General features: G+C 62.6%; 24 protein-coding genes. 16 read left to right on the top strand and 8 right to left on the bottom strand.

Features of this window, described 5'->3' with window-relative positions:
- Window positions 1-5 precede the first annotated feature (5 nt).
- The 9 genes from AC1D2N_RS25355 to AC1D2N_RS25315 all read left to right on the top strand — a co-directional run bounded on the left by AC1D2N_RS25355 (window position 6) and on the right by AC1D2N_RS25315 (window position 7,340).
- On the top strand, window positions 6-584 hold the full coding sequence (locus AC1D2N_RS25355; RefSeq protein WP_047620542.1) for a hypothetical protein: 579 nt from the start codon (window positions 6-8) through the stop codon (window positions 582-584).
- A 32-nt stretch (window positions 585-616) separates the two neighbouring features.
- Window positions 617-943 carry a hypothetical protein gene (locus AC1D2N_RS25350; protein WP_047620541.1) on the top strand — a complete coding sequence of 109 codons (327 nt, stop codon included), beginning with the start codon at window positions 617-619 and terminating at the stop codon, window positions 941-943.
- Between the two features lie 375 nt (window positions 944-1,318).
- Window positions 1,319-1,759, top strand: coding sequence for an acetyl-CoA carboxylase biotin carboxyl carrier protein (locus tag AC1D2N_RS25345; RefSeq protein WP_047620540.1), 441 nt, complete (start codon window positions 1,319-1,321; stop codon window positions 1,757-1,759).
- The gene (locus tag AC1D2N_RS25340; protein ID WP_130654218.1) at window positions 1,759-3,144 is read left to right on the top strand and encodes an acetyl-CoA carboxylase biotin carboxylase subunit; all 1,386 of its coding nucleotides are present in this window, start codon (window positions 1,759-1,761) and stop codon (window positions 3,142-3,144) included. Before AC1D2N_RS25345 ends, AC1D2N_RS25340 begins: the two co-directional genes overlap by 1 nt.
- Window positions 3,141-3,575 carry an acetyl-CoA carboxylase biotin carboxyl carrier protein gene (locus AC1D2N_RS25335; RefSeq protein ID WP_130654219.1) on the top strand — a complete coding sequence of 145 codons (435 nt, stop codon included), beginning with the start codon at window positions 3,141-3,143 and terminating at the stop codon, window positions 3,573-3,575. Before AC1D2N_RS25340 ends, AC1D2N_RS25335 begins: the two co-directional genes overlap by 4 nt.
- Window positions 3,572-4,279: a 5-oxoprolinase subunit PxpB gene (pxpB, locus tag AC1D2N_RS25330; protein ID WP_130654220.1), complete on the top strand. Its 708-nt coding sequence runs from the start codon at window positions 3,572-3,574 to the stop codon at window positions 4,277-4,279. Before AC1D2N_RS25335 ends, pxpB begins: the two co-directional genes overlap by 4 nt.
- Complete coding sequence (locus tag AC1D2N_RS25325) at window positions 4,276-5,271, top strand: 5-oxoprolinase subunit C family protein (protein WP_130729847.1); 996 nt, start codon at window positions 4,276-4,278, stop codon at window positions 5,269-5,271. The genes pxpB and AC1D2N_RS25325 overlap by 4 nt, the downstream gene beginning before the upstream one ends.
- 37 nt (window positions 5,272-5,308) lie before the next feature.
- Entirely contained in the window at window positions 5,309-6,076 is a 768-nt protein-coding gene (locus AC1D2N_RS25320) for a 5-oxoprolinase subunit PxpA (protein WP_130654222.1), read from the top strand.
- 61 nt (window positions 6,077-6,137) lie between these two features.
- Window positions 6,138-7,340 carry a pyridoxal phosphate-dependent aminotransferase gene (locus AC1D2N_RS25315; protein WP_130654223.1) on the top strand — a complete coding sequence of 401 codons (1,203 nt, stop codon included), beginning with the start codon at window positions 6,138-6,140 and terminating at the stop codon, window positions 7,338-7,340.
- Between the two features lie 19 nt (window positions 7,341-7,359).
- Here AC1D2N_RS25315 and nac read toward each other — a convergent pair whose 3' ends face one another.
- The gene (nac, locus tag AC1D2N_RS25310) at window positions 7,360-8,319 is read right to left on the bottom strand and encodes a nitrogen assimilation transcriptional regulator NAC (RefSeq protein WP_018449055.1); all 960 of its coding nucleotides are present in this window, start codon (window positions 8,317-8,319) and stop codon (window positions 7,360-7,362) included.
- 193 nt (window positions 8,320-8,512) lie between these two features.
- On the opposite strand from nac, the gene AC1D2N_RS25305 reads away from it, so the two are divergent.
- The 7 genes from AC1D2N_RS25305 (at window position 8,513) to AC1D2N_RS25275 (ending at window position 14,515) form a co-directional block, all read left to right on the top strand.
- Window positions 8,513-9,316: an SDR family oxidoreductase gene (locus AC1D2N_RS25305; RefSeq protein ID WP_130654224.1), complete on the top strand. Its 804-nt coding sequence runs from the start codon at window positions 8,513-8,515 to the stop codon at window positions 9,314-9,316.
- On the top strand, window positions 9,313-10,020 hold the full coding sequence (locus AC1D2N_RS25300) for an amino acid ABC transporter permease (protein WP_047620533.1): 708 nt from the start codon (window positions 9,313-9,315) through the stop codon (window positions 10,018-10,020). Before AC1D2N_RS25305 ends, AC1D2N_RS25300 begins: the two co-directional genes overlap by 4 nt.
- Window positions 10,017-10,775 carry an amino acid ABC transporter permease gene (locus AC1D2N_RS25295; protein WP_018449058.1) on the top strand — a complete coding sequence of 253 codons (759 nt, stop codon included), beginning with the start codon at window positions 10,017-10,019 and terminating at the stop codon, window positions 10,773-10,775. The genes AC1D2N_RS25300 and AC1D2N_RS25295 overlap by 4 nt, the downstream gene beginning before the upstream one ends.
- A complete protein-coding gene (locus AC1D2N_RS25290) occupies window positions 10,772-11,536 on the top strand; it encodes an amino acid ABC transporter ATP-binding protein (RefSeq protein ID WP_018246881.1) in 765 nt (254 codons plus the stop codon). The genes AC1D2N_RS25295 and AC1D2N_RS25290 overlap by 4 nt, the downstream gene beginning before the upstream one ends.
- A 31-nt stretch (window positions 11,537-11,567) precedes the next feature.
- The gene (locus AC1D2N_RS25285) at window positions 11,568-12,404 is read left to right on the top strand and encodes an ABC transporter substrate-binding protein (RefSeq protein WP_047620532.1); all 837 of its coding nucleotides are present in this window, start codon (window positions 11,568-11,570) and stop codon (window positions 12,402-12,404) included.
- A gap of 84 nt (window positions 12,405-12,488) precedes the next feature.
- Complete coding sequence (locus AC1D2N_RS25280; protein ID WP_026188807.1) at window positions 12,489-13,163, top strand: 4-carboxy-4-hydroxy-2-oxoadipate aldolase/oxaloacetate decarboxylase; 675 nt, start codon at window positions 12,489-12,491, stop codon at window positions 13,161-13,163.
- Between the two features lie 167 nt (window positions 13,164-13,330).
- On the top strand, window positions 13,331-14,515 hold the full coding sequence (locus tag AC1D2N_RS25275) for a hypothetical protein (RefSeq protein WP_115157888.1): 1,185 nt from the start codon (window positions 13,331-13,333) through the stop codon (window positions 14,513-14,515).
- Between the two features lie 15 nt (window positions 14,516-14,530).
- Here AC1D2N_RS25275 and AC1D2N_RS25270 read toward each other — a convergent pair whose 3' ends face one another.
- From AC1D2N_RS25270 to AC1D2N_RS25240, 7 genes are all read right to left on the bottom strand, one after another.
- Complete coding sequence (locus tag AC1D2N_RS25270; RefSeq protein WP_130654225.1) at window positions 14,531-15,544, bottom strand: succinylglutamate desuccinylase/aspartoacylase family protein; 1,014 nt, start codon at window positions 15,542-15,544, stop codon at window positions 14,531-14,533.
- Window positions 15,545-15,679: 135 nt separating this feature from the next.
- Window positions 15,680-16,024 (bottom strand): RidA family protein, encoded by a 345-nt coding sequence (locus tag AC1D2N_RS25265; RefSeq protein WP_477982238.1) that lies wholly within the window; start codon window positions 16,022-16,024, stop codon window positions 15,680-15,682.
- A gap of 36 nt (window positions 16,025-16,060) precedes the next feature.
- Window positions 16,061-17,371, bottom strand: coding sequence for an alanine racemase (locus AC1D2N_RS25260; RefSeq protein WP_130654226.1), 1,311 nt, complete (start codon window positions 17,369-17,371; stop codon window positions 16,061-16,063).
- The gene (locus tag AC1D2N_RS25255; RefSeq protein WP_130654227.1) at window positions 17,364-18,320 is read right to left on the bottom strand and encodes an amidohydrolase family protein; all 957 of its coding nucleotides are present in this window, start codon (window positions 18,318-18,320) and stop codon (window positions 17,364-17,366) included. Before AC1D2N_RS25255 ends, AC1D2N_RS25260 begins: the two co-directional genes overlap by 8 nt.
- The gene (locus tag AC1D2N_RS25250) at window positions 18,317-19,258 is read right to left on the bottom strand and encodes an ABC transporter permease (RefSeq protein WP_065277367.1); all 942 of its coding nucleotides are present in this window, start codon (window positions 19,256-19,258) and stop codon (window positions 18,317-18,319) included. Before AC1D2N_RS25250 ends, AC1D2N_RS25255 begins: the two co-directional genes overlap by 4 nt.
- Window positions 19,255-20,217 carry an ABC transporter permease gene (locus AC1D2N_RS25245; protein ID WP_065277274.1) on the bottom strand — a complete coding sequence of 321 codons (963 nt, stop codon included), beginning with the start codon at window positions 20,215-20,217 and terminating at the stop codon, window positions 19,255-19,257. Before AC1D2N_RS25245 ends, AC1D2N_RS25250 begins: the two co-directional genes overlap by 4 nt.
- Window positions 20,214-21,728, bottom strand: a complete 1,515-nt coding sequence (locus AC1D2N_RS25240) for a sugar ABC transporter ATP-binding protein (RefSeq protein ID WP_166465934.1) — start codon at window positions 21,726-21,728, stop codon at window positions 20,214-20,216. The genes AC1D2N_RS25245 and AC1D2N_RS25240 overlap by 4 nt, the downstream gene beginning before the upstream one ends.
- Window positions 21,729-21,744 lie beyond the last annotated feature (16 nt).

Below are 21,744 nucleotides of genomic sequence, written 5' to 3'. Positions count from 1 at the left end.
GGTAGATGGAGGGAGACGTGGGAGACAATGAAACTTTACTCGGCGTATCAGCTGTATATTTGTTCGGGCGCTCGCTTAACGATGTAATTCTTAGAGGCAGCGTTTACGAGCCTCTGGGCATCCCTAAAGCAGGAACGAACAATTTTTTGAGAAGCCAGCTTGCTGCGGAGGGCGCGAAACTCGCGCGAATCTATGCATTTTCGTTCGAGGGTGCTTTCATTGAACTAGGTCGGCCAGCAATCTTCGTTGTCCACGGCGCCGGTTCAGATCCCGACGATCCCCCTCCGAGCGATCTCGGGTACGAGAGATTGTCTCGGTCCCCTGGTTCGAGTGCCCGAACGGGTCTCGGTTCCCAAATTGGTGCTCTCGCCAAGGATATGAGGGTTTGGATCTATGATAAGAGCGATCTCTCGATGAGGCTCGATGCCGAAACGGGAACCTTTGAGCAAATCCTGCTCACGGCCGAGGCTTCGACTGATCTCCGAGGTGGAATGTCCAGATCGGGCGGCGCCTTGTCCCGCTCCGGCGGCGTTATGTCGAGATCAGGCGGGTTCATACCTCGCAGATCAGGCGACAACGATTAACCCACAGATCACGATGGATCCCGGAGGCTAATATGTGTGGTGATAAGCCGGAAGTTGAGATCGAAAGCTTAAGCGAACCGCTAGTGGTTGTTTCTTGGGGCGACGACAAGCCTTTTAAACTCATAGGTCGTGGCTTTAGTAAAAAGACGATCGATGCATTCGTATGTACCAATAAGCACGGCAACGATGTCGTTCCGAAAATCAAAGTAACTATAGATCCTAATGCTACGAGCACCGATGGTTTTTTATCGGTAATAGCCCACGCGGAGCCTGGCGCTGATACCGAGAAAGTCTTCTGGGTTGCCGTAAAACTGAACGGTATGTTTCAAGACGCCCAAGAAGGATTGAAGGTCATTTGACTTTCGAGCGATGTCGATAGCGGGTTGACGGTCTACAACTTCGCCAGTCGCCCTCATGAGCCAGCGTCTCGATATACTCACTCCTATCGTTATTCACGCCCGGACGGCGGGACTAACGATAGGAGTGAGGAGACAGGTGCGATAAAGTGTAAATCATTTCGGAGGGAGGCGACGCTTCGAAAAGCGTTTTGCTCTTCGATGGATTCTATTCGTCGAAGGGCGTCCGGCGCTATGTCCCCATAGGACGCGGATTGCACTCCATCAAAACTTCGTCTGACCCCATCAGTCGACGCGTCGTGCTACGAAAAATCACAACACCGGGCGACGTGAAACTTCGGGTCCGCGCGGTGGAATTTTGAAATTCCGAGCACGCATATGGACCTCTCGAAGATCAAGACGCTGATCGACTTTGTCGGACGATCGAACATTACCGAGCTGACCGTGACGGAGAAGGACGTGACGGTTCGGATCTTCCGCACGTCGCCGGGTCAGGAGGCTGCTGCCGAGCCCCGGCAAGAGGCAGGATCAACGACAAGCCTTGCCCAGGATGCTGGCTCCGATATGCCTTCGAGGCCTGAGGAAACCTACGCGGTGAAGGCGCCGGTCTTCGGCGTTCTGCACCGGACCCCGACGCCTGGGGAGCCGCCATTCGTCGCAATCGGTGACGAGGTGGAGGAGGGGCAGACCCTTTTCATCATCGAGGCAATGAAGGTCTTCAACACGATCGCCGCGCCGCGGTCAGGGCGCATTACGCACCTCACCGAAATCGACGACGGCGAGGTCGAGACCGGCGATCTGCTGGCGGAGATTGCCTGATGCCGGAAACGCCTGAACAATCCGCGGCCGGCCGCTTCGATACCGTTCTGATCGCCAATCGTGGCGAGATCGCAGTTCGGATCCAGCGCGCCTGCCGCGAGCTCGGCCTGAAGACGATCGCCATCTGCTCCGAGGCCGACAGGGAAGCGCCTTACGGCAGCACCGCCGACAGCTTTCTCTGCATCGGCCCGTCGAGTGCCGCCAAGAGCTATCTCAATCAGGATGCCATCCTTCTGGCAGCACGTCTCGCCGGTGCGGGCGCCATTCATCCCGGTTACGGTTTTCTGTCCGAGAACGCTGCCTTCGCCGACGCTGTAGAAAAGGCGGGGCTGATCTTCATCGGTCCGACCACCTCCTCGATTGCGACCATGGGCGACAAGATCTCGGCAAAGCGCGCGATGATGGCGGCCGGCGTGCCCTGCGTTCCCGGTCCGGACACCGCGCTGCCCGATGATCCCGCCACGATCGAGCGCATAGCGCTGGAAATCGGATATCCTGTCATCATCAAGGCAGCCGGCGGCGGCGGCGGACGCGGCATGCGCGTCGTGCCAAAGGCCGACGTGTTGCATGAAGCAATCGCTCTGACGCGAGAAGAGGCCCGCCAGGCCTTCGGCTCACCATCGCTCTACATGGAGAAATTCCTCCAGCATCCGCGTCACATCGAGATCCAGGTTATTTGCGACGATCACGGCAATGCCGTGTGGCTCGGACACCGGGATTGCTCGATGCAGCGCCGCCATCAGAAAGTGGTGGAGGAGGCGCCGGCGCCGGGGATCGCGTCCGACATCATCCAGCCGGTCGGCCTGGCTTGCGTGCAAGCCTGCCTCCAGATCGGCTACCGGGGCGTCGGAACCTTCGAATTCCTCTATGAGGATGGCGCTTTCTATTTCATCGAGATGAACACGCGACTTCAGGTCGAGCATCCCGTCACCGAAATGACGAGCGGCGTCGATATCGTCCAGGCGCAGATAAGGGCAGCTCAGGGTCACGTTCTGGATCTCAACCAAGGCGATGTAACATGCGAAGGCCATTCCTTCGAATGCCGTATCAACGCCGAGGATCCGGAAACCTTCCTGCCATCGGCGGGTGTCGTCACCCATCTGGCTTTGCCCGTCGGGCTGGGCATTCGCGTCGATACGCATATTCATGCCGGCTACAAGGTCTCGCCCTATTACGATTCGCTGATCGCCAAGCTGATCGTGCATGCGCCGACGCGGACGGAAGCAATGGCAAGAATGCGCGAAGCGCTTGCCGGCACTGAGGTCGAGGGGATTTCCACCAATATCCACTCCCTGCGCGCCCTGTTCGAGGACGGCGCATTCGCGCGCGGCGAGACGGACATTCACTATCTCGAACAATGGCTGAAGCTGCGGAGGGCGGCATGAGCGCGATCGATTTCAGCGATCCGGCGACGATCGCATTGCTCACCGAGGCGCTGATGGCCGCAGGCGTGGACGGTCTTGAAATCTCCCGGCCGGACGGACAGCTTCGCATCGTCGTCGCCGGAAAAGACGGCGCCCGGATCAGCTCGACCGGAGCGACGCCCCGTGTTCCCGGTTTGGCTTCCGGCTCCGCATCGGTGGTTGTGAAGGCGCCGATGGCCGGCCGCTTCCATGTCGAGCATCCCGCCTCCGCCGCGCCGCAAAATCTGCCGCGCTCCGTATCCGAAGCGGATATCGTCGGCTTTGTCGGGGTAGGGCATATCCTGCTTCCCCTTCGCGCCAGCCGTTCCGGTGTTTTGACCAGGCTGCTCGCAGAACCCGGCGCACCGGTCGGCTTCGGTGATCCTCTGTTCGAAATCGAGCTCCAGTCATGATCGTCACGACGAACAGACATGCATCGCAACGCGAGATCGTTCCGGTCACCAAAAACCTGGCGCGGGTTTCCTCGATCGGCGCCAGATCCTTCCTGCTCGAGGCGCCAGGCGACTTCGACCTTATCGCGCAGCGGCGGATCTGGGCTCTGTCCCAGACTGTGAAAGGTTGGACGGACCTTGCGGAAAACATCCCGGGCATGACCAATCTGCTGGTGATCTTCAAGGAGACCCCCGAAGATCCCGATGCGGTGGTCGCCCGGCTGCTGGAGGCATGGGAGAATGCCCGTAGCATCGATCTCAAGGGCAAGACCATCGAGATCCCCGTCCAATATGGCGGCGAACATGCGACGGATCTTCCAGCCCTTTGCGATCTCTCAGGCTTGAGCGACCGCGAGGTCGTCCGCATCCATCATGAAGCGACCTACCGTGTGTTCGCCTTGGGCAGCGCTCCCGGTTTCGGTTATCTGCATGGTCTCGATCCGCGCATCTACATGCCGCGAAAGACCGTGCCCTCGCTGAAAATGCCGAAGGGCTGCGTGACCATCGGCGGCATGCAGACCGGCGTCGCCATGCTCACAGGTCCGAATGGCTGGAATTCCATTGGCTTCGCGACGCTTGAGATGTTCGACCCCAGGTCACCGACCCCCGCCATGATGGCGCCGGGAGATACGGTGCGGTTCCTGCCAGCAGGGATTGAGCTATGATCGAGATCTTGGAAAGCGGCCCGTTCAATACAGTGCAGGATCTTGGCCGCCCCGGCTATCGCGACATCGGCGTATCGGCGAGCGGCGCAATGGATCCGCTCGCGGTCCGGATCGGCAACATTCTCGTCGGCAATGACGAAGATGCCGCCGCGATAGAGGTGCAGACGTTCCCGTTCAGCCTGCGTTTCGAGCGGCGCGTGGTCTTTGCCGTTACCGGTGCCGACGGCAATCCCGATCTGGATGGATCGGAACTGCTTCCCTGGTGCGCCTATCTCGCGGAGCCCGGACAGGTTCTCGGACTGACACAGCCCCCGCGGCTTGCACGCTCCTATGTTGCGCTCGGAGGCGGGCTGGATATCCCAGTTGTCATGGGCTCGCAAAGCACATCGCTCCGCGGTGGCTTTGGTGGCAATGCCGGCCGGCCCCTGGCGAAGGGCGATCGGATCGCGGTCGGCGAGGACGCAGAGATGGTCATGTTGCCGGCCTCTGGTCTCGCCGTCGTCGAACCGGCCGTGGCGCTGCGCGATGTCTTCCCGGCCACTGTCGACGGCGCTTTGCCGATCCGCGCCCTGCCGGCCGGCGAGCATGATCTTTTCGCCGGAGATGGCGAAGCCTTCTGGAGCCAGACCTGGAGGATTTCCTCCCGAAGCGACCGGACGGGCTACCGCTTATCAGGCGAGCCGATCACGCCGACAGCATCCATCGAGATGCGCTCCCACGGCGTCGTGCCCGGCGTGATCCAGGTTCCGCCCGGCGGCGAACCGATCGTGCAAATGAGCGATGCCAACACCGCCGGCGGATATCCGAAGATCGCCGGAGTGATCGAATGCGATCTCTGGCGGCTCGGGCAAGCCCGCATCGGCGCCCGCCTGAATTTCGTTCGCTCGACGCATGCGGAGGCGCGCACGGTGGAACAGGCTGTCGCCCGCTATGTCGAAGACGTCAGGCAGACATCCCGAATGGTCAAGCGCGCCTTGAAGGCGATGGCCTGATGCGTGTCGCCCAACAGGCCGTCAAAAGGAGGAACTGATGAAGATCGATCTGAATTCCGATATGGGCGAAGGATTTGGTCCCTACCGGCTGTGCGATGACGAAGCGATGATGAAACTCGTCTCGTCGGCCAACATCGCCTGCGGTTTCCACGGCGGCGACCCGGAGATCATGGGGCGCATGGTCCGGCTTGCGAAGCTGAACGGCGTCGGCATCGGCGCGCATCCCGGTTTGCCTGATCGGCTCGGCTTCGGCCGGCGCGAAATACCGTTTCCGGCAGATGAGCTTCGCCAGCAGATGCTCTATCAGTTGGGGGCTCTAATGGCGATCGCCAAAGCCGAGGGTGTCACTGTCTCTCATATCAGCTTCCACGCGGCCATGGGCAATATGGTCAATCGCGATCCTGCGCTGGCCGATCTGATGATGGATGCGATCGCCACGGTGGACGCGGGTCTCGTCGTCTTCGTCACCCATGGCAGCGAGATTCAGCAGGCGGCCAAACGCGCACGTTTGAAGACGTTGGCGCTTTTCCTTGCCGACCGGGCCTATGACGCCGGCGGAAAACTCGTCGCGCGCGGGCTGCCGGGGGCCGTCATCAAGGACGAAGCCGCAGTGCGTGCACGTGTGCGGCAATTCCTCCTCGAAGGCACGGTCGAGACGATCGACGGGGCGGTGATCGCAATGCCGGCCCGCTCCATTCTCGTCCACAGCGACACGCCCGGCGCCCTTGAGCTTGCCGGCATCGTGCGCGGTGAGATCGAAGCCACGGGTGCCGCGCTCGCGCCTGCCGCCGAACTCGCCGACTGACGCAATCCCGATCGCCCGCGGGCGATTTCCCGTTCCGATCTCTCATCGAAGGACCATGTCGATGTCCGTCATCGCTGACCGCCTGAAAAACGTCTCCATCTCCGCATCCGCCGCCATGACCCAGCGGGCCAGGGAACTTGCCGCCCAAGGCATCAAGGTCGTCAGCCTCTCGTCCGGCGAGCCGGATTTCCCCACGCCGGCCCACGCGATTGAGGCGGCCCATGCGGCAGCTCTTGCCGGCGACACGAAATATCCGCCGATGGACGGCACACCGGCGCTGAAGGCCGCCATCATCAGGAAGTTCAAACGGGACAATAATCTCGACTACGATGCCAGCCAGATCGTCGTCTCGGGCGGCGGCAAGCAGGTGATCTTCAACGCCATGCTGGCAACCTGCAATCCGGGCGACGAGGTCGTCATCCCCACACCCTCCTGGGTCAGCTATGCCGATATCGTCAAATTCGCCGGCGGCGTCCCGGTCGCTGTTTCCTGTCACGAGCAGGGCGGCTTCAAGCTGCGTCCGGAGGATCTGGAGGCAGCGATCACGCCGCGCACCAAATGGCTCTTCCTGAATTTCCCGAACAATCCGACCGGAGCAGCCTGCTCCAGGGCGGAGATGGCCGCCATCGCCGAGGTCATGCTGCGACATCCCAACGTCTGGATCATGACGGACGATATCTACGAACACCTGGTCTATGACGACTTCCAGTTCTGCACGATCGCGGAAGTCGAGCCCAGGCTCTATGATCGCGTCCTGACGATGAACGGCGTCTCCAAGGCTTACGCAATGACAGGCTGGCGGCTCGGCTTTTGCGCCGGGCCGAAAGACCTGATCTCCGCCGTCAGCAACGTCAACGGCCAGAATGGCGGCGGCATCGCGACGCTGACCCAGGCTGCGGCGACCGCCGCCTTGGACGGGCCGCAGGATCTCTTGAAGGAGCGTGCCGCGATCTACAAGGAAAGACGCGACTTCGTCCTCGCCAGATTGTCGGAGGTGGAAGGGCTGCGCTGCCATAGGCCCGAGGGCGCCTTCTACATCTATCCCAACATTTCCGGGCTGATTGGCAAGACCAGCAAGGGCGGTCGAAAGATCGACACCGACGTCGATTTCGTTATGGCGCTCATCGACGAGCATCATGTCGCGACCGTGCAAGGGGCGGCTTACGGAATGAGCCCCTTTTTCCGGATTTCCTACGCCACGAGCATGGAAAAGCTCGGCGAAGGATGCGCCCGCATAGCTCAATTCTGCAAGGATATGCGCTGATCGGCGTCGCGCCTCTGGTTTAGCTTTTCAGCCGCGCCGTCAACTCGAGAAGGATGTCGCGGACGGCGAGGGCCGGTTCCGACAAGGGATTCTGGTCGGAAACGCACAGCGACAGTGTTTCTTCGATCCGCGGCGAGACGAGCCGGCAGATCAGCGGCTCACTCGATTCCGATACGATACGGTCGGCGATGGCTTTCGGCATGATCGTGGCGCCGAGACCGCTGCCCACCGCGCGGGCCAGAGTGCGGACGATTTCGACTTCCGCCACGACCTTCAAATTGGTGCGGGTGCGCGTGAAGGCGGTATCGACCGCGCGGCGGACGAAATTGTAGGCCGGCGGCAACAGCAGCGGTATTCCGTCGAGAGCATTGAGCGGAACCGGTTTCGCATCCGCTTCGATCGCAAAGTCCCGATGCGCGACAAGGAAAAACTCTTCGCTCAGGATCGGCTCGAACCGAACGCCCTTGATCGGTCCTGTTCCATGGAGAAGCGCCATCTCCAACCGGCCGTTCATGATCATCTGGCTATAGGTCTGGCCGACGCTTTCGGTCAGATGCAGCAGAATACCGGGATGTCGTTTGCGGGTCTCCGCCAGGAGGTCGACCGACAGCGTGGCCGCACTGCTGAACGGCACCAGACCGACGGACACACGGCCGGCAAGCGAATTGCCGGCTGCCGATGCATCCGCTTGCGCCTGCTCCATCTGCCGAAGGATAATCTGCGCATGGCGATACACCGCGTGTCCCGCATCGGTCATGCTGACACCCTGCTGGCTGCGGATCAGCAGCTTGTGGCCGAAATGCTCCTCCAGTGCCGCAAGCTGCTGACTGAGAGCCGGCTGGGCGATATGCAGAAGGTCCGCCGCTCGCGTGATGCTGCCGCTGTCGACGATCACGATGAAAGATTTGAGGCGTCTGATGTCCATGAGGATCGGGGTACCGTTCTGATCTGCGCTGCTTACATGTTTGCAGACGCGCATTGCTTTTGCAACGCGACGCGGTCGCTGGCAGCCCGAGGCAGAGATACTGCGAGGTGATGCTGAGACCACCTCTTTCTCTTCTTCCAGCAGCCCTCCCGGCTCCATAACCGTTGCTTATTGCTCCAGAGATAATCGGTCTTAGGCAAGGGGTTAAAGCTTCGCTACTGTCTCAATCAACAACAAGGGAACGACAATGCCATTCTCCGACTACAAGACCGCACTGGTGACCGGCGCATCCTCCGGTATCGGCGCAGCCGTGGTTGAGCGGCTCCGCCGGGAGAACATCGAGGTCCATGCCGTTGCCCGCAGTGCCGAAGCGCTGCAGCAGCTGGCTGCGCGGACGGGCTGCGTCGCCCACGTCATCGACGTGGCCGACCGTCAGGCCATGGCCGAGCTCACCCGTCGGGTGGAGTTCGATATTCTCGTCAACAATGCCGGTGTCGACCGGCCGAAGAAGTTCCTGGAGGCCGACGAGGGCGATATCGATCTCATCGTCGACGTCAATCTCCGGGCGGTCCTGCACATCTGCCGGATGGTCGTGCCGGGCATGGTGGCGCGCGACCGCGGGCATGTCATCAACATCTCGTCGATCGCCGGCGCCTACAATTTCGGCGGCAACTCATCCTATCACGCCACCAAGGCAGGGGTGAGCATGCTGTCCAACCAGCTACGCATCGACGCTTTCGGCAAGCGGGTACGGGTCACGGAAATCTGCCCCGGCCGGGTCGCCACTGATATCTTCAATCACGTCCACGGCGATGACCCCAGCATCCGCGAACGGTTCATCGACGGCTTCGAACTGCCGCAGGCGGCCGACATCGCCGACGCGATTGCCTTCGCCGTAGCAGCCCCCGTCGCCGTCAATATCGGGCACATGGAGATCACGCCGACGCTACAGGTTATGGGCGGGCTGCAGACGGCAAAGCCCCAGCCTTCGGCGAAGCCGGATCAATCCGCTGCGGCGAAGACGGATCAATCCGGGGAGCCAAACCCGTGAGCGGTTTCGACCTTTCGGCAATCCTGGGAAATCCGGAATATACCGCCATGCTGCTGCATGGCATCGAGATGACCTTCATCATCTATGCCGGCTCCTGGTCGATGGCGATGGCGCTGGCGCTTCTGCTGCTGGCTTTGCGTTTGTCGCCCTTTCGCTTCGGCGATCCGTTAGTCGCCGCTTACGTCTCCTACCACCGGAACGTCCCGACCCTGGTTCAGCTCATGCTGTGGTACTTCGGGATTTTCACGCTGATGCCGAGCGGGGTAGCCGAATGGCTGGCAGTCCATAATGCGGAGGCCATCTTCGCGGTGATCGGGCTCGGGCTCTGCCAGGCGGCTTATTTCAGCGAAGATCTTCGGTCCGGCGTGCGCTCGGTCAGTCCCGGCCAAATGCAGGCAGCGCGTGCGCTTGGCCACGGCTATGTCTCCGCGATGCGTTTCGTCATCATGCCGCAAGGCGTGCGCAACGCGCTGCCGCCGCTCATCAATCACAGCGTTTCCTTGTTCAAGAACAGCAGTCTCGCCGTTGTCATCGGAGCCTCGGAGCTGACCCATGCGGTCAAGGAGATCGAGAACCTCAGCTTCCGGACCTTCGAGATCTACCTGGTCGGCACGGTTCTCTACCTTTTCTTCTCGCTCGTGATCATGAGCATCGGCGCCTATCTGTCGATGCGCACCGATCCTGCCAGGAGCGCGCGCGCATGATCCACGACATGATCGCCATCGTTCGAGACTACTGGCTGCTGCTGCTGATCGGCCAATATCCCAATGGGCCGCTTGGCGGGCTCGCCAATACGCTGATCCTTTCGGCGCTCAGCATCGCTCTCGCCTTTCCGGTCAGCATCCTGTTCGCATTGGCGCGGCTCTCCAAGTCGCCACTGCTGCGTTGGCCGGTCACTGCGCTGGTCTATTTCACCAGGGGCGTGCCGCTGCTGATGCTCATCCTGTGGAGCTATTTCCTCGTTCCGCTGCTGACCGGCGCCGATGTACCGAGCTTCGTGACGATGCTGACGACACTCGTGGTCTATCAGAGCGCGTTCCTGAGCGAAGTCGTCCGTGCCGGCATCGTCGCGCTCGGACCGGGCCAGATGGATGCGGGGCGTGCGCTTGGCCACGGCTATCTCGGTGCGATGCGCTTCATCATCCTGCCGCAGGCGCTCTACAACATGATCCCCAGCATCATCTCCACCTTCGTCTCGACGATCAAGGACACGACGCTCGGCTACGTGATCAACGTGCCGGACCTGACCTTTGCCGCAAGCCAGGTCAACAACCAGCTCCTGACCCAGCCTTTCCAGGTCTTCCTCATTCTGGCGATCGTCTACTTCGCCATCTGCTGGACGCTCACCTACTTCGCAAATCGCCTCGAGCGGAGCATCACGCGGCGGCGTGCGGGACTTTCCAACCTTCCCTCTGCCGCCTTGGTCGCGCCATCGAAAATCATATCGGAGCAGCTATGACCATGTCAGTTTCAGCACAGGAATTGCAGACGATCCGGCTTTCGCAGGTCTGCAAGAGCTACGGCGACTACCCGGTCCTGAAGGACATCGATGCGCAGGTGACACGCGGCGAAGTCGTGGTCATCTGCGGGCCGTCCGGTTCGGGAAAATCGACGCTGATCCGCACGATCAATCGCCTCGAGGAGATCAACAGCGGATCGATTACGCTCGACGGGCAAAACATTCACGCCGCCATGCGGGCGAAGGAACTCAATGCACTGCGCAGCCGGATCGGCTTCGTATTTCAGAACTTCAACCTGTTTCCGCACCTTTCGGTGGTCGAAAACGTGTCGATGTCGCCGATCCGCGTGAAAGGCGTGGCGCCGGATGTTGCAAAGGACAAGGCCCTCAAGCTTCTCGATCGGGTCGGCCTTGCCGACAAGGCCCGGGCCTATCCCGGTCAACTCTCAGGCGGCCAGCAGCAGCGGGTGGCAATCGCCCGCGCCCTTGCCATGGAACCGCCGGTGATGCTGTTCGACGAGCCGACCAGCGCGCTCGATCCTGAAATGGTCGGCGAAGTGTTGGCCGTCATGAAGAGCCTGGCGTCGGAAGGCATGACGATGCTCTGCGTCACTCATGAAATGGGCTTCGCGCGCGACGTCGCGGATCGGGTCTGGTTCATCGATGCGGGCCAGATCCTCGAAATGGCGACCCCCGAGGACTTCTTCAACAATCCAAGCCATCCCCGTGCGCAGCGATTCCTCGCTGATCTCAGGCATTGATACCAACCACCAAAAACAAAGGAGAACAGCAATGAACTGGAAATGCTTAACCCTCACCGTCGCATTTGCCGGCATGGCCGCCGCCGTGCCCGCAAAAGCCGATCAGCTCGACAACATCATCTCGGCGAAAACCCTGCGCTGCGCGACGTTCGCCGACGTTCCTCCCTTCGCCTCACCCGATCCGAAGACCCGCGAAATGGCCGGTTTCGACGTCGATCTCTGCGGCGCCATCGCCAAGGAATTGGGCGTCAAGGCCGAGATCAAGCCGGTTTCGGTCGAGGCGCGTGTGCCCGAGGTCAAGCTCGGCCGCGTCGACATCACCGTTGCCAACCTTGCCTATACTCTGAGCCGCGCCGAGCAGATCCAGTTCAGCGACCCCTATTATCTCGCCAAGGAAATGCTGATCGTGCCGGCGGACGATGCCGGCAAGAAGAAGGCCGACTACGCAGGCCAGCGCATTGCTTCGACCAAAGGTTCGACGTCTGAGATGTCGATCAAGCTCAACAAATCCGATCCGCTGACCTTCCAGGATACCGCCTCTGCCTATCTCGCCGTCCAACAGGGCAAGGCCCGCGGCATGGTGGCCAACACCATGACGACGACCAAGTTCGTCAATGAATCGAAGAGCAAGGGCAAGCCAATGCGGATGATCGAGGAGCCGATGCTGTATCAGCCGATCGGCATCGGCATGGCCAAGGATCAGCCGGCGCTGACCGCCAAGATCAACGAGATCCTTCGCAAGCTCGACACATCAGGCGAGATCAACAAGATCTGGGACAAGTGGCTCGGCCCGGATACCGAATACAAGATGACGCGCACCGACAAGGTCGTATCGCTCTCGGAGCTGAAGTTCGACCCGATCCCCTAGGACCTCGGTGTCATCCGATAATAATGTCCAAACGAAATCAGACGGCGGGGCATGCCCGCCGTCGGCCAACGATGGGAGGCATCCGTGATCCATATTAAAGATATTGCCGAACGGCCAAGCAAAGCCGATATCGACGCCGTTTCCAAATTTTCACCCGCGACGATCCACGAAGCCCAAGGGCGCCGCGGAGCCCTTTCCTCCCGCCTGAAGCCCGTCGACTACCGCATGAAACTCTGCGGTCCGGCCTTTACGGTGAAATGCGCGCCGCGCGACAACATCATGCTGCAGCTTGCCATCAACTATGCAAAGCCGGGCGATATCATCGTCGTATCGGCCGGCGAATACGAAGAGGCCGGATCCTTCGGCGATGTCCTCGCCAACGCCTGCCTGGCAAAGGGCATCGGCGGTCTCGTGACCGACACCGGCGTGCGCGACACCCTTCAGCTCAGGGAACTTGGCTTTCCCGTCTTCTCGCTCAGCGTCTGCATCAAGGGGACCGTGAAAGAAACTATTGCGGCGGTGAACGACACGATCATCGTCGGCGGCGAAATCATCCATCCCGGCGACATCATCGCCGGTGATGCCGACGGCTTGGTGGTCGTGCGTCGCCAGGAAGCGCAGGAAGTCGCCAGGCTGTCACAGGCCCGCGAAGATGCCGAGGCCGGCTATATCGCGGCATATAAGCAGGGTAAATCGGTCATCGAGGTCAGCAATCTCGAACCGGTGCTGAAAGCCAAAGGCCTCGTCGTCGACATCTGACGCGACAGCGCAATAGCTATCAGCCCTGCCACTTCAAAGGGCGGCTGGCCTTTTCGGCCAGCCGCCTTATGCATAAATGCTACTAGCAGGCGCCCGCCTCAAGATCAGTCTGGACACTATTATGGACACATGTTCTATACAATGGACAGATCTGATGGGAGCACGCCATGCATCTTTCCATGTGGACTTACCCCTGGGATATCCAGGACCAGGGGCTCGCCGCACTCGCCGCCGACCTTCGCGACCGTGCTGGCCTGACGACGGTCAGCCTGGCGACGTCCTATCATGCTGGCCGGTTCCTGCAGCCGCGGAGCCCGCGGCAGAAGGCCTATTTCCCCGAAGACGGGACGGTTTACTTCCGGCCGGATGAGAGCCTATGGCGGGATAAGCTGATCCGGCCGCTGATGGCTGGGAATGTCACCGAGCGCGGCGACATGCTGGAAGCCCTCGTCCAAGGACGCGAGGCGACGGGTCTCAAGGTCTCCTGCTGGACGGTCTGCCTCCACAATACCCGTCTCGGCATGCTGCATCCCGATCACGTGACGCGGAACGCCTTCGGCAATCCCAACTACTACAATCTTTGCCCCTCCAGCCCGGCGGCGCGGGCCTATGCCGTCACCCTTGTTCGCGACATCACGACCAACTACCAGCCCGATATAGTGGAACTCGAGAGCCCGAACTTCATGGGATTCGCGCATGAATATCATCACGAGAAAGACGGCGTCGGCCTGAACGCCGAAGACGATTTCCTGCTGTCGCTCTGCTTCTGCGACCATTGCACGGCGCGCGCCGAAAAGGCCGGCGTGCCGGTCGAAGGCGCGCGCCGGTCGGTCGGGCGCTTCATCGCGGAACTCTGCGAACGAGCTGTCCCGGAACGGCAGTTCCCTGACTTCCCGGCGGCCGGCATCGCCGCCTTTCGCGACCATCCCGATCTGCATGCCTATCTCACTTGGCGCAGCGAACCGGTGACCAGCCTGATCGGCGAGATCAAGGCGGCCGCCGATCCGGCGACACGCATCGTGCTCATCGACCTCAAGGACGGCTGGCTCGGCGGCGTCGATCTCGCAGCCGCCGGCAAGCTCTGCGACGGGGCGATCCTCTGCTGCTACGACATGGAGCCGGATGCCGTCGGCGATGTCATCCGGACCGGCAGGGCGGCAATCGGACCGGGCAAGTTCCTCGGGGTGGGCCTGCGCGTCTTCTATCCTGAGGTCAGCGGGCCGGCGGTGCTCGCCGCACGCGCCAAGGCCGCCGTCGATGCCGGCGCTGACGGCGTGAACTTCTACAATTACGGCCTGATACCGGCTAAGCGCCTCGACTGGGTCAAGACGTCGGTCGGCGCAATCACGTAAGCAGATCAGCGCTCCTCAGGATGCGATGGGTTCGGCGACCTGGATCAGGCAGTCGCCGGCCTGGCTGTCGCAGTGCAGCCTGTGGGAAATGACAATGCCGCTCTCGGCAAAGCGCAGCTCTTCCTCCGGCTGATCCAGGCGTTCGAGGTCATGGTACCATCCGGCAAGGTCGCCGGCGGAAACGGTGGCGCCGAGTGCCACGGCCGGCTCGAACCAGCCTCTGTGGTTCGCATAGACGCCCTGGCTATGGCGGGATAGCGAAAGCAGCTGCAACGGCCCGGGCTCGGTGAGCGGCGCGCGCGACAGCACCGGACGCTCGACGGTGCCGAGTGTCACCAGCAGCCGGTCGATTGCCGCCGCCGTGAAGGCCATTGTCTCAGGCGTCACGGTGCCGCCGCCGCCGAACTCGCCGGAAAGCCCTACGGTCCCGGCCCTTGCCGCAGCCCCCATCGATGTCGGCGCGGTCGGCCCGTTGTCGGCGATGAAGGCATGCGCCGCACCCATGGCGCGCATCAGCGAAACGGACCGTTCGAAACGGGCGGCATCGGCCTGCCGCTCAATCAGCGTGCAGGGCAGGTGCGCCATGGACGTGCCGCCCGAATGCAGGTCGAGCACGACGTCATGGCGCGGAAAAAGTTCGTGTTCGAGGAAATGCGCCATCCGCGCTGTCGGCGAGCCGGTGGGATCGCCGGGAAACGCTCGATTGAGGTTGCCGCCGTCGAAGGGCGAGCAGCGCTTGGCCGCCATCACCGCCGGCAGGTTCGCCATCGGCAGGATGGTGACGGCGCCGCGGATTTCAGCGACATCAAGCAGCCGCATCAGCCGGCCGAGCTGGAGTTCGCCCTCATATTCGTCGCCATGGTTGCCGGCCATCAGCAGCAAAGACGGCCCCTCGCCATTTTTCAGGCGAAGGACCGGAATGCGGATCTGATAATAGGGCGACCGATCGATCGAATAGGGAATGGCGAGGTGGCCGGCCTGCCGGCCCTCGCGCGAAAAGTCGATCGGATTGACGAGACCGCTATGCATGATGTCTCCAGTGCGGGTGGTTGCGATGCCGTTACAGCGCCGCGCGTCTTTTTGGGACGCGCAAAGGACGCTGTAACACTTTCAACTTACGCATTGCGCTTTCCGAAAATCGAATCCGATTTTCGGGCCGATGCGCTAGATCGCGGCGATCGCGGTCATTTCGACGCGCAGATCGGGATCGGCGAGACGAGCTTCGGTGCAGGCGCGGGCCGGTGGGTTTTCGATGTCGATCCAGTCATCATAGACGCTGTTCATCGCCTCGAAATCGACGATCGCCGGCAGGAAGACATTGACGGCGATGAGACGCGAGCGGTCGATGCCAGCTTCTTTCAAAAGGGCGTCGATCTTGCCGAGCACGTCTCGGGTCTGATCCTTGATATCAGCCTTGCGATTTTCCGCGACCTGGCCGGCAATATAGACGAGACCGCCGTAGCTAACGGCTTGGCTCATACGCGAACCTTTCTGATAACGCTGGATCATTGCGGGTTTTCCTTTTCTTGCTTTTGGAGGGAAAGTTCAGCCGAAGCTGGTCAGATAGGCTGTCGTCACCGAATGGTCGGGGTCGAGGCCGTAGAGGATGGCATGCCGGTCAAGGCAGGTGCAGGGATGAGAGATGCCGTACTCGATGACGTCGCCGACCGCGACGTCGCTGCCGTCGGCAAGTGCGACGAAGGCGTGCTGATCGTTGAGGCGAAACACGTCGGCGCCCACGAGATCGGCGAGATACGCCCCATTGCGATAGAGCGCCAGCGGCCGCGGCAGACCCTGATCCATCGCCACGTCGCGCATGCCCATGCCTGAGATCGCCAGCCGCGGTTCCGGCCGGGAGAGGACCTCGGCCCAGACCCGCAGCGCAGGACGGAAAGCTGCAGCCGCCGAAACCGTCTCGCCGCCGATGCGGAAACCGCCGCGTGCATCGAGGCCGGCAAGGCCACGCTCGTAGATGCCGTGGTCGTGGAAGAAGATCGCGCCGCTGCGCAGCACCAGCCGGCAGCCGGGATCGGCCGCAACAGCGGCCGAAAGCCTGGCAATCACAAGGTCGAAAAACACCGAGCCGCCAGCCGTGACCAGGAGCGGCCGCTCGTCCCCTATACGGGCGCGCAGCTTCGGCAGGAAATCCGATGTCACCGCCATCAGCGCATCGATGCGACGCATCGTCTCTTCCGCATCGGCGGTCGCCGCCGCACCCTCATAGGCGGCGATGCCGGTCAACCTAAAGGTCGGCGTCTCCACGGCAAGGATCGCCTCGAGAATTGCCTCGGCGGCGTCGACGCTGCGAGCACCGGCGCGGCCCGCGCCGAATTCCACCAGCAGGCCGAGGGGTGGTAAATCTGCGCGCTCCTGCCATGCGGAGCGAAGAGCCTCGACCAGTGCTGCGGAATCCACGAAGATATGGAGTTCGGCATCGGGATAGTGGCCAAGCAGGGCCGCAAGCCGGCGGGCGGCGGCGGCCCCGCCGATCTCGTTGGCGAGGATCAGCCGGCGCTGTCCCGCCTTGAGCAGGACGGCGGCCTGGCGGATGTCGGCGACCGTCGTGCCCCAGGCGCCTGCCGCCAGAAGTGCCTCCGACAGCGCCGTCGACATCGGTGTCTTGGCGTGCGGGGCGATTTCGGCGCCGAGGCTCTTCACATAGGCCATCATCAGTTCGACATTGCCGGAGAAGGCCTGCCGGTCGAGCGAGATCAGCGGCAGGGCCATCCTGCCGTCATAGGGCTTCCATCCCTGCTTGCCGATTGCATCCAGCGGGAGCGACGAATTGCCCGGCGGAAAGCCGCGCACCCGCTCGTCGATCAGCACGTTTTCCGTCGCGATATGAAGGTCAGACATGGTAGCCCCTCCCGATCTCGGCGGGATCGGCGATGCCGAGCCGATAGGTGTCATTGGCGGTGGCAAAGAACAGGGCCCGCTGTTCGTCGTAAGAGAGCTTTGAGGCGACCGCTCGGAAAACCTGGTAAACCTCGTCGAAAGAAGCGTGCAAGCCCGCGACCGGAAAGTCGCTCGCGAACATGGTGCGCGCCGGACCGAAACAATCGAGGCAATGCTCGATCACCGGCCGCAGGCTTTCGAGCGTCCACTTATTGTCGTAGGCGACGAGGTCGGAAATCTTCAGGTGCAGATTCGGCTCGCTGCCGAGTGCCCGCAGACCACGGCGCCAGAGCGCCATGCCGTCCTCCGTCCGGTCAGCAGGGCTGCCGCCGTGGTTGAGTACGAAAAGCGTTTGCGGAAAAGCGCGCACCAGTTCGAGCGCCTCATTCATCTGCCAGGGATAGAGCATCAGGTCGAAGACCAGCCCGAGCCGCGTGGCGTGCGCTAACCCCGCCCGCCAGGCGGGATCGCCCATGCGGTTCGCGCGCGAAGCAAAACTCTTCGTCACATCGGGATGCCAGCTCAGAATATCGCGGATACCGACGACCTTGGGATTTGCCGCTTCCGCCTCGAGCAGGCGCAAGGCGTCCGGCCCGTCGAGGGGCACGCGCGCGATATAACGGCGCGCCACGCCGGAGCTGCGGTCGAGGCCATCCAGCCAGCGGCTCTCTTCCAGCGGGTAGGCAACGGACCAGCCGGCCTCCACATGCACGGTTGCAATCACGTTCTGGCGGGCAGCATCGGCGCGATAATCGTCGATGCCGTAGTCGCGCAGGATCGGTGCGAGGCTTCCGAAAACCATCTCCTCGCCTGATGCCCGCGCCTTCTGAAGCCAGGGATGGCGTTGCAGGCTGAGGTCCCAGAGGTGGTGATGCGGGTCGATCACCGGCCCGTCGTAGAGCTCAGTCATCGGCGCGCCTCACGACCGGAAACGAGCAGAAGAGCAAGGATCAAGGTGCCGAACATGATCGATCGCCAGCCGGGCGAGGCATTGACGACAGTGATCAGCGCCGTCGTCGTGACGAGCAGGATCGCCCCCGGAATGGTCCCGGCATAGGTGCCGCGTCCGCCGAGGATGGAGGTGCCGCCGAGCACGACGGCGGCGATCGAGGTCAACAGGTAGGGGTCGCCGATGCCGACATAACCTTGCCGGTTCATACCGAGCACGAGAATGCCGGCAAGCCCTGCGAAAAAGCCGGACAGAGTGTGGACGATCAGCGTGTTGCGGGTGACGCTGACGCCGGAAAGCCGGGCCGCCAGCGGGTTCGCCCCAAGCGCAAGGAAACGCGCGCCGATCGGCATGCGGTGGACGAGCAGCAGGACGACGATCGAGACGACGAGCCACAGAATGATGCCTGAGGGAATGCCGAGCGGCCGCGCCTGCCCGAGCAGAATGACCGCCGGATTGCTGACGGTGACCGCACTGCCGCCGGCGACGATGACGAGCAAGCCCTGCAGGAAGGTCGCCATCGCAAGCGTCATGATGATCGGCGGCACGCGAAGATAGGCAGCACCGGCGCCGTTCATCAGGCCGATAGCCGTGGCGATGGTAAGGGCCGCCGCGATGCCGGCGAGGCCGCTTGGATCCCACGCCGGCGAGATGAGCGGCAACAGGATCGCCGTGACGGTGATGACCGCGCCGACGGACAGATCGATGCCGCCCATCAGGATGACGAGCGTCTGGCCGGCGGCGGCAATGCCGATCACCGCGGCGAGTTCGAGCAGATAGCGCAGGTGGCCATAGGCGCCGAAACCGCGCAGCGAGACACTTGCGACGATCCAGACGAGCGCGACCAGAAGGAAGGTCAGCAGCGGCGGATTGCGAAACGCGGACCTGATGATGTTCATCGTCTTGCCCTCCATTGCCCGAGAAGTTCCGGCACGGCGACCGCGCCGACGATGATCAGGCCTTGAGCGACATATTGGGCGACCGGCGGGAAGCCCAGGAAGAACATGACATTGATCATCACCGAGAGCAGCAGGCTGCCGCAGATCGCGCCGCGCATCGTGCCCTTGCCGCCGAGGAAACCCACGCCACCGAGCACGGCGGCGGCGATCGAGTTCAGCGTGAAGGGCGTGCCGATAACAGGATCACCCGACCCGGTCTGCGCAGCGACGAAGAGACCGGTCAGGGCTGCCAGAAGACCGGACAGTGCGAAGGCTGCGACCTTCACCCGTTCGATCGGGACGCCGGAGCGGAACGCGCCGACCGGATTGTCGCCGGCCGCGTAGATGCCGAGGCCGAGCGGCGTTGCCAGAAAGGCCTTCCAGAGTACGAGGATCACGACGAGCAGCAGGAAGGCGACGGGCGTGTGGCCGGCCAGCATCGTCGACAGCCAATCGGGAATGAACCCGCCCGGCCGCGGCAGCAGGATCAGTGCGACCCCGCCGATGATGAAGGAGCCGGCCAGCGTGACGATGATCGCAGGCAACCTCAGATACGTCACGATGGCGCCGATGACGGCACCGATCGAAAGGCCGGCGAGGGAGACCGCAAGAATGCCGCCCGGCACGCCGAGCGCCCCTTCCATCGTCGTCGCGGCGATCACCGCTCCAAGACTGACGAGCGGGCCGATCGCCAGCGTAATGCCGCCGTTCAGCATGAGTAGCGCCTGCGCCATGGTGACGAGCGCGAGCGGGAACCAGTTCTGCGTGAACTTGGAGAAGCCACCGATCGAAAGGATGCCGGGAAATAGCAGCGCGTAGATGACGAGAAAGGCTGCGACAACCAGATAGAGTCCGGCAAGGCCGCGGTTGCGGCGGAGCTGGATCGAGGCGTAGAGCCGGGATGACGAACTTGTGCTCATGCCGCCTCTCCCTGCGTCGCGGCCGTAATACCCATGGCTGCGCCAACAATCGCTCCTTCGCTGATTTCATCTTGCGACAGCGCCGCTGCGACGCGCCCCTCGCGCAGAACCACGACACGGTCGCAGAGATGCACGAGCTCCGGCGTATCGGAGCTAGCCAGAATGACGAGCCGCCCCTCGGCGGCGAAGGCACGGAGCATGAGGTAGATTTCCCGCTTGGTCTCGATGTCGACGCCGCGCGTCGGATCGTTGAGGAGCAGAACGGAGGGGTCGAGCGGCAGCCATTTGGCGAGCGCCACCTTCTGCTGGTTGCCGCCGGAAAGCGCCTGCACCGGGCGGGCCGTGTCGCCCTTGATCGTCAGCCGCCGCGCGAGATCGGCGACCAGGCCGTTTTCCGCCGGCCGGTCCCGCAGGCCCTTGCTGGCGAGCCGTCCAAGCGAGGGCAAGATGAGATTGGATGCGATGGAGTGGGGCAGCACCAACCCCTCATGCTTGCGGTCGGCCGGGACATAGACGATGCCGGCGGCATTCGCCTCGCCGACATGGGCGGGCAGGGCGGGTTTGCCGGAAACCTCCGCTCTGGAAGCCGCTGCCGGAATCGCGCCGTAGAGGCCAAGTAGCAGGTCTTCCTGCCCTTGCCCCACGAGCCCGCCGATGCCGACGATCTCGCCGGCACGGGCGGAGAAGCCGATGTCTCGCACCATGCCGGCGGAAAAACCTTCGACGTTGATGCGCATCGCGCCGGGTGCTGTGACGGAGCGCGGTGGGAACAGGTCGCCGGTCTCGCGGCCGACCATGAGGCGCACCAGGCCTTCACCGTCGATGCCGGACAGCGACTGGTCGGCGGTGACCAAGCCGTCCTTCAGCACCGTGACATGCGAGCAGAGCGCCTGCACTTCGTTGAGGCGGTGAGAAATGTAGAGAAGTGCGGTGCCACGGTCCTTGAGGGTCTCGATCAGACGGGCGAGGATGCCGGCTTCGTGTGCGGAAAGCGACGACGTCGGCTCGTCCAGGATCAGCACGCGTGGTTTGCGGAACAGCGCCTTGGCGATCTCCACCATCTGGCGGCGGCCAAGCGCCAGATCGGCGACCGGCATGTCGAGCGGCTCGGTGAGCCCCACCATATCGCAGACGTCCAGCACGCCGCGATGAAGCGCTCTGTAGTCGATGAGACCGAACCGGCGCGGAAATGCGCCGAGCCCGATGTTTTCAGCAATCGACAGACTGGCGGTGAGGCTCAGCTCCTGCTGAACGACAGCAATACCGGCCGCGCGCGCAACCGCCGGGCTGAAGCGCCCGACGGGCTTGCCGTCGACGAGGATGGAACCACCGTCCGGCTGGAGGGCACCGGACAGGAGGTTGATCAGCGTGGATTTGCCGGCGCCGTTTTCGCCGAGCAGGGCGTGAACCCTGCCCGGCAGAAGGGCGATATCGACGCCCTTCAAAACGGGATTGCCGAAAAATCCCCTGAACACCTGCCGGGCTTCCAGCAGGGGTCTTTCTTCCGTCATGACGGCTTTCCTCAAC

It is taken from the genome of Rhizobium sp. P1_B8 (genome assembly GCF_056406515.1).
This window is presented reverse-complemented; position numbering and strand designations above follow the sequence as displayed.